The organism is Kyrpidia sp. (assembly GCF_023512215.1).
GTDB lineage: Bacteria > Bacillota > Bacilli > Kyrpidiales > Kyrpidiaceae > Kyrpidia > Kyrpidia spormannii.
Map to the genome: position 1 here is coordinate 1 of NZ_JAILZZ010000065.1, position 13,072 is coordinate 13,072.

13 protein-coding genes and 1 pseudogene are annotated in these 13,072 nt (G+C 52.5%); 5 read left to right on the top strand and 9 right to left on the bottom strand.

All coding sequences use genetic code 11. From position 1 onward, the window contains the following. Positions 1-273: 273 nt before the first annotated feature. The 4 genes from K6T64_RS14995 to K6T64_RS15010 all read right to left on the bottom strand — a co-directional run bounded on the left by K6T64_RS14995 (position 274) and on the right by K6T64_RS15010 (position 4,654). Positions 274-1,575, bottom strand: a complete 1,302-nt coding sequence (locus K6T64_RS14995; protein ID WP_288010877.1) for an MFS transporter — start codon at positions 1,573-1,575, stop codon at positions 274-276. A gap of 28 nt (positions 1,576-1,603) precedes the next feature. Further along, complete coding sequence (locus tag K6T64_RS15000; RefSeq protein ID WP_288010878.1) at positions 1,604-2,449, bottom strand: alpha/beta fold hydrolase; 846 nt, start codon at positions 2,447-2,449, stop codon at positions 1,604-1,606. A 31-nt stretch (positions 2,450-2,480) separates the two neighbouring features. Further along, positions 2,481-3,413, bottom strand: coding sequence for a DODA-type extradiol aromatic ring-opening family dioxygenase (locus K6T64_RS15005; RefSeq protein WP_288010879.1), 933 nt, complete (start codon positions 3,411-3,413; stop codon positions 2,481-2,483). Positions 3,414-3,481: 68 nt separating this feature from the next. Next, on the bottom strand, positions 3,482-4,654 hold the full coding sequence (locus tag K6T64_RS15010) for an acyl-CoA dehydrogenase family protein (RefSeq protein ID WP_288010880.1): 1,173 nt from the start codon (positions 4,652-4,654) through the stop codon (positions 3,482-3,484). A gap of 277 nt (positions 4,655-4,931) precedes the next feature. Here K6T64_RS15010 and K6T64_RS15015 point away from each other — a divergent pair. The 5 genes and pseudogenes from K6T64_RS15015 (at position 4,932) to K6T64_RS15035 (ending at position 10,637) form a co-directional block, all read left to right on the top strand. Next, a pseudogene (locus K6T64_RS15015) lies at positions 4,932-5,591 on the top strand (transposase). A gap of 44 nt (positions 5,592-5,635) precedes the next feature. Beyond that, a complete protein-coding gene (tnpA, locus tag K6T64_RS15020) occupies positions 5,636-5,965 on the top strand; it encodes an IS66 family insertion sequence element accessory protein TnpA (RefSeq protein ID WP_288010881.1) in 330 nt (109 codons plus the stop codon). Beyond that, entirely contained in the window at positions 5,959-6,312 is a 354-nt protein-coding gene (gene tnpB / locus K6T64_RS15025; protein WP_288010882.1) for an IS66 family insertion sequence element accessory protein TnpB, read from the top strand. The genes tnpA and tnpB overlap by 7 nt, the downstream gene beginning before the upstream one ends. 72 nt (positions 6,313-6,384) lie before the next feature. After that, complete coding sequence (tnpC, locus tag K6T64_RS15030) at positions 6,385-7,968, top strand: IS66 family transposase (RefSeq protein ID WP_288010887.1); 1,584 nt, start codon at positions 6,385-6,387, stop codon at positions 7,966-7,968. A 767-nt stretch (positions 7,969-8,735) separates the two neighbouring features. Then, positions 8,736-10,637, top strand: a complete 1,902-nt coding sequence (locus K6T64_RS15035; protein ID WP_288010883.1) for a V4R domain-containing protein — start codon at positions 8,736-8,738, stop codon at positions 10,635-10,637. A gap of 206 nt (positions 10,638-10,843) precedes the next feature. On the opposite strand, the gene K6T64_RS16930 is transcribed toward K6T64_RS15035, so the two are convergent. The 5 genes from K6T64_RS16930 to K6T64_RS15055 form a co-directional block, all read right to left on the bottom strand. Continuing rightward, positions 10,844-10,984 carry a CoA transferase gene (locus K6T64_RS16930; protein WP_353737829.1) on the bottom strand — a complete coding sequence of 47 codons (141 nt, stop codon included), beginning with the start codon at positions 10,982-10,984 and terminating at the stop codon, positions 10,844-10,846. A gap of 75 nt (positions 10,985-11,059) precedes the next feature. Next, positions 11,060-11,332, bottom strand: a complete 273-nt coding sequence (locus K6T64_RS15040) for a hypothetical protein (protein ID WP_288010884.1) — start codon at positions 11,330-11,332, stop codon at positions 11,060-11,062. After that, positions 11,289-12,158: a fumarylacetoacetate hydrolase family protein gene (locus K6T64_RS15045; RefSeq protein ID WP_288010885.1), complete on the bottom strand. Its 870-nt coding sequence runs from the start codon at positions 12,156-12,158 to the stop codon at positions 11,289-11,291. Before K6T64_RS15045 ends, K6T64_RS15040 begins: the two co-directional genes overlap by 44 nt. A gap of 351 nt (positions 12,159-12,509) precedes the next feature. Next, a complete protein-coding gene (locus K6T64_RS15050; RefSeq protein WP_483306155.1) occupies positions 12,510-12,647 on the bottom strand; it encodes a CocE/NonD family hydrolase C-terminal non-catalytic domain-containing protein in 138 nt (45 codons plus the stop codon). Positions 12,648-12,703: 56 nt separating this feature from the next. Further along, positions 12,704-13,072: sodium:solute symporter family transporter (locus tag K6T64_RS15055; protein WP_483306154.1), on the bottom strand; the 369-nt coding region annotated here is incomplete at its 5' end.

The following is a 13,072-nucleotide window of genomic DNA, read 5'->3' on the forward strand; positions in this document are numbered from 1 at the left end:
GTGAAGGTCTGACGTACGCCAGTACGTAGCATGGGCCTTTGCCCTTAATTACCCCTTGCCAGAGGGAGGAGGAGCTGTCAAGGGAGAACCGAAGGTCCAGCGACAGCGGCCCTTGACAGCCCGACGACTGATGGCAATTTCTAGATGAGGGCACAGGCCATAGCAAAAAATCCGAAATGGCTCAATATCGGGAGCATGTGTCCAATCTGCGGGGGTTAATCTGGGCTAAATTTAACCCACCACTTGCGACTCTAATACATGTTCCAAACTTTCCTATTGCTCGATTACGCTGCCTTGGATTGAAACTTCGCTATGTTTAAGTTTCGGGCGAATGAATAAAATTGCGCCAATTCCACAAATCGCAAGTACGGCTGCTGTGATTTGGAACGACAAGTTGAACCCCGCTTCTACGGAAGGAGCAAATCCAACGAATTGGCCTACGACGTAGGGACCCACGATTCCCCCAAGCGACGTAATCGCCATAAACCATCCTTGGATCTTGCCTTGGTTTGGCTTCGTTGTCAAGTCGGCCAAAATGGCAGGCCCGAGTACGAGCGTAATGCAACCGAATGAAAGTGCGAGCGACATCAGAAGTACCGTTACTGCGTTGGAAGCGAACATAGTAGAAAGAATATAAGCTACCGCACTGGCAATCAAAACGGGCGCAAGAACATAAACACGGCCTTTACGTACACTTTTCGTCTTCAAATAGCAACGGTCAGAAATAGAAGACCACGTAATTTGCGATAGCGTAAGCACGATCCACGGAATTGCCGTTGCAATGCTTAAGGCGCCTTTATCTAATCCGCGAACCGTTTGTAAGTAGTTTGGCATCCAGTTCAATCCTACTGTAAAGGACCAATAGGTTGCAAAGCCGCAAAGAGCAACGAAAATAAACTCCTTCGAAAACAGCGTTCTAGTGAAGTTGAAAGCAACGACGTCCGGCGTATCATCAGCAACCCTTTTCACTCTTGTGGAAGGCAATTTTACTTCATTAGTTTCTTTTTCTTTAATCACGAGCAACCAGAAAATAATCCAAACGGCCCCGATAACGCCTGTCGTTATGAACGCTGCTCTCCAACCATAATTCCTAATGATCGCTATCAAGAACGGTGCCGATACAGCAACTCCGAACGGTCCTCCAACTGACACAAGCGTAAGACCAATCCCCAACTTCTCTTTCGGCAAATATTTGGAAGCCGCCGTCATGGCAAGGGAATAAGAAGGACCTTCGCCTGCTCCCAAAATGATACGAGTGATCAACAAATACATGAAATTAGATACAAAAAAGGTCATAAATTGGACGATTGCCCAGATGGCCGCCATCCAGGCGATAACTTTTCGAATACCAAAACGATCCGCCAAAGCTCCGCCTAAAATTGCACAAATCGAATATAAGAAGAAAAAAGCACTACCTACGAGACCCCATTGCTGCGCTGTAAGACCGAGTTCCTTCATAAGAGGAACGGAAGCAAAGCCGATAATGGCCTTATCGGCATTGCTTATAACGGTCAGCGCAAACAACAAGGCAATAACTGCCCAAGCACGTTTTGAGATTTTTTTGGTTTCTATCATGTTTCCACTCTCCTTTAATAAGAAATAATTAATGTTTTTTAAAGAAATCAATTAAGATGCGTTCAAATACTTCCGGTTTTTCCCATTGCGGCCAATGTCCAGCCCCTTCGATTACCGTTAATTCGCTGCCCGGAATCATATCCTTGATCGGTTGCGCTTCCTCAACCGTCGAAGTCGGGTCATGGTCGGTCCACACCAGCAACGTCGGTGCTTTAATTTTGCCGCACCAGCTCGGGTTCCAGGAATAAAGCTTGCGCGCTTCGATATCTTGCAAGTAAACAATATTGTAAACCGCTTTTTGATAAGAAGGTTGCGTATAAATCTTGTAACGCATCTCGATCAATTCTTCTGTTACTTGCGATTTGTCGTACATCAGCCATTCGAGACGGGTTTTTACGTTTTCATAGCTGGCTTCGACAACGGCTTTGACCGTCGATTCTTTCAGTCGCGCCATGACTTCCGGTTTATTGTTGACATTCCCCGGCGTATTAAGAACCATCGCCTTGACATATTCCGGATGCTCCGCTGCAAACCAGCCCGCAACCCAGCCGCCAAGGGACTCGCCCGAAAGATAAACTTGTCTTAACCCAAGAGCTCGGATGACCCCGAGCAAGTGATCGGAATAGAAGTCAATACCGTATGGACGGTCCGGTTTATCCGTATAACCGTGTCCAACCATATCGATACAAATGACGCGGAAATGCTCCCTCAAGTTTTTGATGTTTCGTGCATAGGCTTCGATGTGTCCGCCTGTACCATGAAGAAGTAAGAGAGGATCACCCTCTCCTGCTTCCAGAACACGAGTGCGGATTCCGTCCGCATATACGTAATGAAGTTTGAAGGATGCGTCAGCTAAATCCGTCCAAATTGTCATCGTTATCTCTTGCTCCTTTTCATGAAGAGATTTATTTTGTATATTGTACAATCGCCATTCCTGTTACCCATTCCGGGATCGGCTCGTAGCAGACGACTTTTGCGTTGTATTCTTTCATAATGCCGAGGGCCACAGCCCAGTTGCGGATTTCGTGGGCGCCGTTGCCGCCATTTTCTTCAATATATTCAATCGAAAAATTCCGGATCGACTCATGGTCTTTCTCCACAATTTTTTGCAACAGGGCACGATCCCATTCTTCATTGACAGGCCCCGTCTTGAGGGCCATAACACGATCCATCCGGCTTTTTTGGTATGCTTCCAGCTCTTCTATTTCCGAACGACCGTTTCTCAAGATACGGATTAATTCATTATCTTCAGTCTTGTCTGAGTCGATTTTCGGAATCGGAACCCAGTGGGAGAGGCCGCCGGAAGCGACGATTGCGACTTTTAAGTCGGAATTCCAGGAATCGATTGCTTTGCGAATGACCTCGCCTACTTGATAGCAACGGTTCATTGTCGGCAATGGCGGTGCAACCGTATTGACTGCGATCGGAACGATCGGCAGCTCCAAATCCGAATTCAAGAAATAAATCGCTTGCGTATGGCCGTGGTCGATTTTCATTTTCAACGAGAAAGCGAGGTCAACGCCTTCTTCTAAGGCGGTATCCAAAATGTGTCTTGCCAGTTGTTTTTGCACCGGAACGTCGTATTGCGGCAATTGCCAGTCGCCCCAGCCTTGGCATTGATCCAGGCCAATCGTGAACAACGACATATGATCATAGAAATAAGAATTGAAGTGGTCGTCGGAAATCAGAACGATGACGTCTGTCCCCATGCTTTTGAGCCAGCTTCTCATTTCACCCGCTGCTTTGATAAAGCCTTTGCCTTTAGCGCCTGCCGCTTCCCGATTCGTCATGATCATCGGGCTGTGGGAAAGGGTTACACCTGCAACAATTTGTGCCATGTTGTCTCTCGCTCCTTGATATGAAATGTTTGCCAGCCGAAACGTTTCAGTCGGCTAAGGTGTGTTTATTAACCGCGAACAAAACTGTCGTAACCGAAGAGTTCTTTACCAAACGCCGCAACGGCGTCTTCATAGAGCGACGTTTTGTGGGTTGCAACGCCAAGAATATCGCGAAGGAACAACTCAATAACGTTGCCTTTGTACATTGCGGCGCCGCCAAGGGTCGTGAAAGCACGAACCGCAATATCGACGCACAATTTGATTGCGCGGGTACGCAGGGCGAAGAACTCTGCACGTTTCACTTTTGCACCATGGCGCGTTTGCTCGAGCAAATCGAGATATTTCGTCATCAGGCTGTCCGCAGCCAGGTAATCCGTTGTCATTTCCGCAAGCACGCGCTGACCGCGCGGAGATTGGCTTTCCCGGATACCGCCGTCCATCAGTCGCACACGGCTTTCCGTTTGAGTTTTGAACTCGTCGAGAACGCGTTTTGCGCCGCCAAGAGCCATGTACGGAAAACCGAGATAAAACGCCGGGTAGAACGGAACGTTGTAGAGCGGATAGTCCGGGTCGTCATATGCATCCGGCGGTTGTCCGACCGTGTCTGCATACGTCAGGTTAAGCAAGCGTTCGTTCGGGCAATATACATTTTTCGCAATAACTTGGTTGCTACCCGTACCGCGCAAACCGAACGTATCCCAGTCGCAAACGATTTCGACCTCTTCTTTTTTCAACATGGCCAAGCAAACTTGTGGTTTGTCGTAACCCGGAAGTTCCACGTTTACGCCGAGGCCGATCCAATCGGAGAACAGAACGCCGGAGGCGTATTTCCATGCGCCGTTTACGCGCCAGCCGTCGCCGTCTTTAGCGCAAGTGCCGACCGCCGCAAATACGTCGCAGATAAGTCCACCTTGATTAATGATTTCGTCGCGACCTTTTTTCGGCAAGTAAGCCGGTAATACGTTATGCAAAGGATAGAGGTACGTTAACCAACCTGCCGAGACGTTGTAGTAGGAGACCGTGCGAACAATTTCAGCAAACGTTCTCAAATCGGTTTGCGGACCCCCGTATTCTTTCGGCAACATTATTCGGGTAATTCCCGTTTCTTTCATTAAATTTACGACATTCTCAGAAATCGATGCGGTTTTCTCGGCTCGATCCGCTTCTTGTTCCGCCAACTGACCTATTCGTTTTGCGCCTTCCAACAATTGTTCGTTCGTCGTTTGTACACTCGTTACCAATGAAATACACCCTCTCATGTAGATTTTAATGCGTTTTCATTAAGTTGTTTGCATCACTAAGATTATCGAAACAAAAAGGACGTTCATAGAACAAAAGATGTTCTTTGTTTTTTATATCTTGAACATTGTATGTTTACGTGATGTCAGTATGCACCTGCAAAGGTGTGATTAGAGTCTCAAGTAGTGGTGTAAATTTGGCCCCTCCACAATTGACAAGGAAGCCACCGTGCGGGTCTACTAGAGTGTGGACACCAAACTAGTAGAAGGTCACGCAACGATGGCTTCTCTTAACAGTTTCGCAGTTCTTGAGTGGATTCGCAAGATCCAGGGTGAGGAACAAATCGATTTCTTGCGTGAACTGATGCAGATGTTCGCCCAATCTTTGATCGATGCCGCGGCCACTCAAAAGGTCGGCGCGAACCCTTATGAGCGCACTGAGGAACGCAGGACGCAACGCAATGGCTACCGTAAACGGGAGTGGGATACTCGTCTTGGGACCCTCGACCTGAAGATCCCCAAACTTCGCCAGGGAAGCTTTTTCCCGTCGATTCTGGAGCCACGCCGCCGGGCTTGGGCTGGACGGCATCAGCAAAAGTGAAGTCTCTCGTTTGTGTAAGCAACTGGACGAGACATCCAAGAGTTCAAAGGGCGGCCGCTGGAACGGGAATATCCGTATGTCTGGCTGGACGCCACCTTCCCCAAGGTGCGGGAAGGCGGGCGGATCCAGAGCATGGCCTTTGTGATCGCCATCGGGGTGACCGATACTGGGGAGCGTGAGGTGCTGGGGTTTGACATCGGGACCAGTGAGGACGGGGCATTCTGGACCGAGTTTCTCAGAGGGCTGAAAGAGCGTGGACTTCGGGGAGTCAGGCTGGTCATCAGTGATGTAAGCGTCAAATCCCATACACCTGGCCGGTCAATCAGCCGCATGCGATGATTCTCTCATACACCACCTGAGTGCAGGAGGAGGAGATCATCGCCATGACAAGGACCAAGTTGCGGAAAACCTGGGCCGACCGCGTTGCCCACTTCGAGGCCAGCGGCCAAAGCGCCGCCGCCTGGTGTGCCGCCCACCACATTCAACCCCATCAATTGTACTATTGGCGGCGGAAACTGCGAGCCTCGGAGAAGCCCCAGACCCCCAGCGCTTCCCTGTTGCCCCAGTGGCTTCCCCTTGAGATCGACGAAACTTCAACGGACGCAGAGGCCTCTGTGGTGATCCGGGTTCACCAAATCGTCCTGGAAGCCCGGCCCGGCTGTTCTCCCGAGTGGCTCGCCGACTTCGTGCGGGCCCTGATGTCCCGGTGTTAGAGAATCCCGGACAACGGGTCTATCTCGCCTGTGGAAGCACCGACCTGCGCAAGTCCATCGACGGGCTCGCTGTGCTGGTCAAAGAGCAGTTCGAACTGGACCCGTTTTCTCCGTGTCTTTTCGCGTTTTGCAATCGCAAACGGGATAAACTCAAGATCCTCCAGTGGGACCACAATGGGTTCTGGCTCCATTACCGGCGCTTGGAACGGGGCACCTTTCAGTGGCCCGACGAGAATCCGTCGGGAACCCTGAAAATCACCCGCCGGCAGTTGCAGTGGCTGCTCGACGGGCTTTCCCTGAATCAGAGCCAAGCCCATCGGGAGGTGACGGCGCGCACCGTCTTGTAAGCCTCCAAACTTCTTTTCCTGTCGTGGTGGGATGTGGCAGGAAAAGAAGAGTTTGTGCCGAAATCAATAGGTATGAACAACATCGTGGTTGCTGCGGAGACAATCGAATCCCTTGAGAAAAGAATCCAGCGCCTGGAACAGGAAAATGCCGAGTTGGCGGCCAAGGTGGCCTGGTATGAGGAGCAGTTTCGCCTGAGTCAACGCCGCCGGTTTGCCGCCTCCAGCGAGCGGTCCAAGACGACCTCCGAGCAGTTGGAACTGTTTAACGAGGCCGAAGTGGAAGCACAGACGCCCCCACCGGAGCCGACGGTGGAAACGGTGACGGTGCGCCGGGTGAAAAAGCCGGGCCAGCGGGAGGAAAAGCTGAAGGAGCTGCCGGTGGAACGGATCGAGCACCGCCTGGCCGGGGAGGAACAGGTTTGCCCGCAGTGTGGGGATGCGCTCCACGAGATGAGCACCGAGGTTCGGCGGGAGCTCAAGATCATCCCGGCACAGGTGAAAGTGGTGGAGCACGTGCGGCAGTTGTACTCCTGCCGCCGTTGCGAACGCGAGGAGATCCAGACCCCGGTGGTCAAGGCCCCCATGCCGAAGCCGGTCCAACCGGGGAGTCTGGCCTCCCCCTCGGCGGTAGCCTATGTGATGACGCAAAAATACGTCGAGGGGATGCCGCTGTACCGGCAGGAGCAACAGTTTGAACGCCAGGGTCTTGCCCTCTCCCGGCAAACCCTGGCGAATTGGATCGTGTACAGCGCGGAGCATTGGCTGGAGCCCTTGTACGAGCGGATGCACCGGGAGCTTTTGAACCAAGACATCCTGCACGCGGACGAGACCACCCTGCAGGTGTTGCGGGAGCCGGGGCGGGCGGCAGAGACGACGTCGTACCTGTGGCTGTACCGCACCGGACGCTACAGTCCGCCCATCGTCCTGTATGAGTACCAGAGGACTCGGGCGGCGGAACATCCGAAGGCGTTTCTGAACGGGTTTAAAGGGTACCTGCATGTGGACGGGTATGCGGGGTACAACGGACTGGCGGACGTGACCTTGGTGGGGTGCTGGGCGCACGCCAGGAGGAAATTTGACGAGGCACTCAAATCCCTGCCGGCCTCGAAGCGTTCGGCGCCGGTGGCCGCCAAGGAAGGCTTGGCCTATTGCAACCGGCTGTTTGCGATTGAGCGAGACCTGAAAGATCTCATGCCGGAGGAGCGGTACCGCCGCCGCTTGGAGTTGAGCCGTCCGGTGCTGGATGAGTTTTTGGCGTGGCTGGTGGAGCAAAAGGAACACAGCCTACCGAAAAGCGCCTTTGGCAAGGCCATTCAGTACTGCCTGGGACAATGGGGGAAGTTGGAGGCGTTTTTGAAAGACGGGCGGTTGGAGATCGACAACAACCGGAGCGAGCGATCGATCAAGCCCTTTGTGATCGGTCGAAAAAACTGGTTATTCGCGAACACCCCGAAAGGGGCGAAGGCGAGCGCGACGGTGTACAGCATCGTGGAGACCGCCAAGGAAAACGGGCTGAATCCCTACGAATATCTTCGGTATCTGTTTGAGCGACTGCCCAACGTGGACGTCAACGATACCAGTGTCTTGGATAGACTGTTGCCCTGGTCGCCCGAGCTGCCGGAGTCTGTCCGCCGTCGTCCATCCGGCGCCACGTAAACGCCGAACTGAAGAGCAGGCCCCATCACCTGGGTCGGGTGGGGTCTATTTGGCGTGCCCAAAAAGCCTACAGCCACCGGCCTCGTTTGACGCTTACCGTTCCATGGCCTTCGCCACCTCACACGCGGCTCGGCTTCCTCTTGTCCCTTTGAGGTTTCAATTAACGATGCGGCAGGATTCACTTCATGTTACGGCCTGCAGTTTCGCTTCACCCATCGGGGCTGTTCGCAGGGCTTCATCCTTAGGCTCTCACCACCAGATGCCTGCTAGCTACGAGGCGGTCTGGCCCCTACCTCGGCCGGACTTGCACCGGCAAGTTGTGCCTAGCTTTGCTAGGCGCGCTGTGAGGCTGTTTGCCGTTTACAAAAAGAATAGTTATAGACGATATAAACTGATTATCCATGTTGATCAGGGAAAAACCCTTCATACGAATTGATAACGGCTTAATTACGGTATGTTGACCACGATGAGTTGATTGCGATATTATTGCGTAAAAATGGACTCTCTAAAAAATAAGAGAGCCATTGCCAAAAACCCTCGGATAGAATAAAGTTGGCAGAAATCATTCTCGAAGAGGGGTTTTTGTTATTGCTCAATACCAGATTGCCATACATTCCAAGTGACTCATATTTGCTAGACTTCTATGACCGAGGGGTTTTACACACTATTATGGACTTGATCCCACGATGTTCCAGAAATCTTAAAATGACGTCAATTCCGGAGGATAGTCCGTGGTACCATCCTCTTTCTTATCGGAGGAATTAGAGATGCGGATAGAGATTAACCAAGAAGATCATAATTCAGGCACCGCCGACAGTGTGCGAAAAATATCGACCTCCTCCTCTGCCCTAGGCATATTGCGTCAGCAACTCGTAAAAAATATCGGACTTGCCCGGCTAAAAAGCTTCTTGTTCCAATTTGGCTGGGAAATGGGGTCCAACGACGGTAAAGAGGCACTCGAGACAGGAAAATCAAAAGAGGATTTAATCAAATACGGACCGTTTATGCATATTATAAACGGACACATCCGCGGGATCGAAAAGCACCGGTGCGCATATGAATTGGACGAGTGCGGCAAACTCACCTACTATCACGGCACCGGCGTATGGATCGGCTCCTTCGAAGCAGCGGAACACTTGAAACACTTCGGTGTTTCAAGAGAACCGGTGTGCTATATGCTGACCGGGTATGCGAGCGGTTTTGTGTCCACCGTTTTCGGAGAAACGCTGATTGCCCGTGAGCTGACCTGCGTTGGCAAAGGAGATGATCATTGCAGTTGGGTCGTAAAGCCCGCCCGTGTATGGGAAGATGAAGGAAGTGCAGCAGAACCTCTCAACACAACCCCAATCGTGCAGGAACTCGAATTGACCTTTGAACAACTGTTGGAAGAACGAACGTTTGTGACCAATCTCGCCAACTTCCAAAAACAGTTAACCGAAGAAATCGCCAACGGGTGCACGGCGGAAGAAATCGCAAGCTTTGTATCCGGAATGCTCGATTTGCCAGTCCTTATTGAAGACATCGACCACCGGTTGATTGCCTATGCCGGACTTTCGCACAAACAGTACGACGAGCTTTCAACCGATTGGGAGACCTACGTGTTAAACGAAACCAACGAGCTGTTCAAGCGGAATGAAAAGAAACATTGGTCCTCCCGCCCAAAATGGTTCTCCACCCCCTTCCAAAAACGGTTAGTCAGCCCCCTTGTCGTTGAACGAAAATTGGTCGGATACTGTTCCTTTTTGTACATGCAAAAAGAAGGGGCCTCCAGCCCGGACGAACCATCAGAAAGGGACGAGCTGTTTTTGGACCGCGTGGCCGGAGCCGTGTCCCTCGTCCTGTTAAACGAAAAAACGAAGTTCGAATCGTTCGAACGGATGAAGGGCAATTTCTTTGAACAAATCCTTGACGGGAATATCAGCGAGGATGATGTACTGAAACGTGGAAAATATACCGGCCTTGATCTCAATGAGCCGTATTATATTGCAGTCATTGACACCAAAGATAACATGATGAAAGCCAAACATCACTTTTTATGGCAGGAACAGCTCCTCGACACAACGTATACTTGGTTTTATCAGAAAAAGCTGGGCATCATGGCCGGTCTCAAAAACGGAAAACTAATCCTGTTTCTGCCGAAATCAGTTTTCTCCGGCCAGCCGGCTGAAAAACCGTTACGCGCTTTTTGCCACTACTTGAAGAAAACGTTTCCGAACCGTATGTTTCGCTGCGGACTTAGTACAGAAGGGTGCGGCATAATGCAAGCCTTCAAATATTACGAGGAAGCGCTGCTCACTGTCAAGTTGTCTAATCGTGTGGGTGTATCTACGTTTGAATCGCTCGGCATCGTAGGTGTGCTCATCAGCAGCAGAAATAAAAACGGAATTGAACGGATTGCAGAACGCGAACTAGCGCCGCTGTGGCCACAACAAGACGACCCAAAACAAATGGAAATGTTGAAAACACTATACGTCTTCTTACAAAACGGCGGCAAACTGGAATCGACCATGAACGAACTTTCGCTGTCGTTAAGCGGACTTCGTCACCGAATCCGGCGTCTGGAAGAAATACTTGGAAAAAATTTGCGTGAGCCAGCTATTATGCATGAATTGTTGCTCATCATGAAAGCCCTGATCGCAATTGACCGTTTAAATTTTTCCAAGGATTAAGATGATCCCAGTTGTCAAAAAGTAGCGTCATATCCTGTACAGCTAGCCGGGTAGTCAGCGCAGGCGATGATTCTCTGATACACCGCGTGCGGGCACGAGGAGGATCATCGCTATGACAAGGACCGAGTGGCGCAAAACCTAGTCCGACCGGGTGGACCATTTCGAGGCGAAGGGCCAAAGCGCCGCCGCTTGGTGTACTGCCCACCCTAGCCGCTGATCCCGCAGACAATCAGCGACCTCTCCCCCCTCCCCCCGCACGTGGCAGACTCCAACCGCCACCGCGCCAACGCCTCCGGCGCGAGGTTACTGACAACTACGTCCGCCGTACCCAACAGTTGCTGAAACACATGAAGACCTTACGGGTATTGGCGATTCAGGAGGATCGACTGTTTGGAGCGCTTCAATCACACAAATTGGCTCAATCACCCGAGCACGACTGAGTCGTAGGCGCAGGCAAAACCACCCGTTTTGGACATTCCGATTTGACGACAGCGCGCAGCCAACTCGGCCAGTTGACAAGTGGCAAACGACGAGGATCCCGCCTGCTCGAGCGACACCACGTTGATCCCAGCCAACGACAACAACGGTTTGGCCAAGCCCGTCAATGCGGTCACGCCCCTTTCGCCCGTGCCGTTCACTCCTGCGGTCGCCTTAGACCAAGCGATTAACCAGGCGGCCCACGCCTTCAACCTCACACACCACCTCGTCGCCCGCTTTCAACCAACACTTCTCAGCCATACCCAGGACCACGCCCTCCGGGGTACCGGTGTAGACCACATCCCCTGGTTCCAGCGTCATGATCTGCGAGAGGTCGCTGATCAGCTCCGCCACGGAAAAAATCATGTCCGCCGTGTTCGAGTCCTGGCGCAGCTCACCGTTAACCCAGCAACGCAAGCGCAGTTGCTGGGGGTCTGGGATTTCGTCTGCCGTCACCAAGTACGGACCGAGCGGGGCGAAGCCATCCAGCGCTTTGCCAAACATCCATTGGCTGGAACGGAACTGTAAATCGCGTGCCGACAAGTCGTTACCAGTGGCGTAACCAAAAACGGCCGGTAGGGCGTCGGCTGGAGTCACCGCGCGCACACGCCGACCCACCACCGCCACCAACTCGACCTCGTAGTCGAACTGCTGTGCGCAGCCAGGCAACGGCACGTCCTGACGGTGCCCAGCCAGGCTATTGTTATACTTGGAAAAATACACCGGGTACTCGGGAATGGGCAGGTTGGACTCCAGGGCGTGTCGCCGATAATTGGTGCCGACGCAGATAACCTTCCCTGGAGCGGGCACTGCGGGAGCAAAATGCAATGTTTCCTCCGGAAACAATTCGTCCGTCTCGGCCAGCGCCGCCAAGCTCCGAACCTGTGCCAACGCAGCTGGTCCAGCAGCTATCAAGTCCATCACCGTTGGTGGCAGACTAATCCCATGCGCCTGTGCAACAGCACTGGCGGCCCACACCTCCCCCCCCTTCACCTGTACGCCGTAATGCAGTTGTCCGTCCACCCAAAACGAAACCAGTTTCATACGCTTCCCTCCACTGTTTCGTCTCCTTTTGTCCTGGCTGCAGAACCAGACTCTGAGCGGCTTACCCTGCCTATGCCAGCACGTCCAAGATCACGCGCTTAAGCCTAACACCGCACCGGACCATGGCCAGGATCATATTTAACCGCGGCCAACCGCGGCGCGGTGCCGATGGCCGGAGTCAACGCGCCTTCAGCCACCTAGCGGGCTGCTTCCGCCGTGCCAATGGCGCCACTGGCATTATGCATCCCGCCGCTGTATACAGCGCCTCCGGCGTCCACCGGATCGTCATGCTAGAACGTGCCCCACCCGCGCATTTCTTTGCCGAACATCACAAAGCTGTGTTCGAAGTTTTCATAAGTCCTTACCCTGAACGGTCATCTCCACCCGGTTGCCGACCGGGATTACCAACGACGTTGGCCACAACTCGATGTTTAACTCGTACACCTTGCCCGGAACCATTCGGTTGTCAGCCTCTTTACTACATCCAATCCTTCCGGCCCTCTAAATGATTAAGATGATACATGAGCTGTCTAAACCCGTCAACCTCACGCAGTCACTGAATCTTTTTCAGCAGGCTGTAGGTACGTCCCCAGCCACGCAGCCAAGAATCCCAGGGGAATACTCACCACCCCGGGGTTCTGGAGCAGGAAAATGGCCGATTTCGCATCCATCACCGCCGGGCTGATAAACACCAGGACGAGGGAAGAAATCAGTCCCACCGCCATCCCCGTCACCGCTCCGGCGGTGTTAAACCGCTTCCAGAAGAGGGAGAAGATGAGCACCGGCACAGCGATCGATTCGAAAGAGCGATCCGCTGGCCCTCTACGAAAAAACCAGGTGCTTTTGTCGCCACCGATGGGATACGGTATAATACAATCGTGAAATGAGCAGAGGAGGATGGACAATGGCCACGG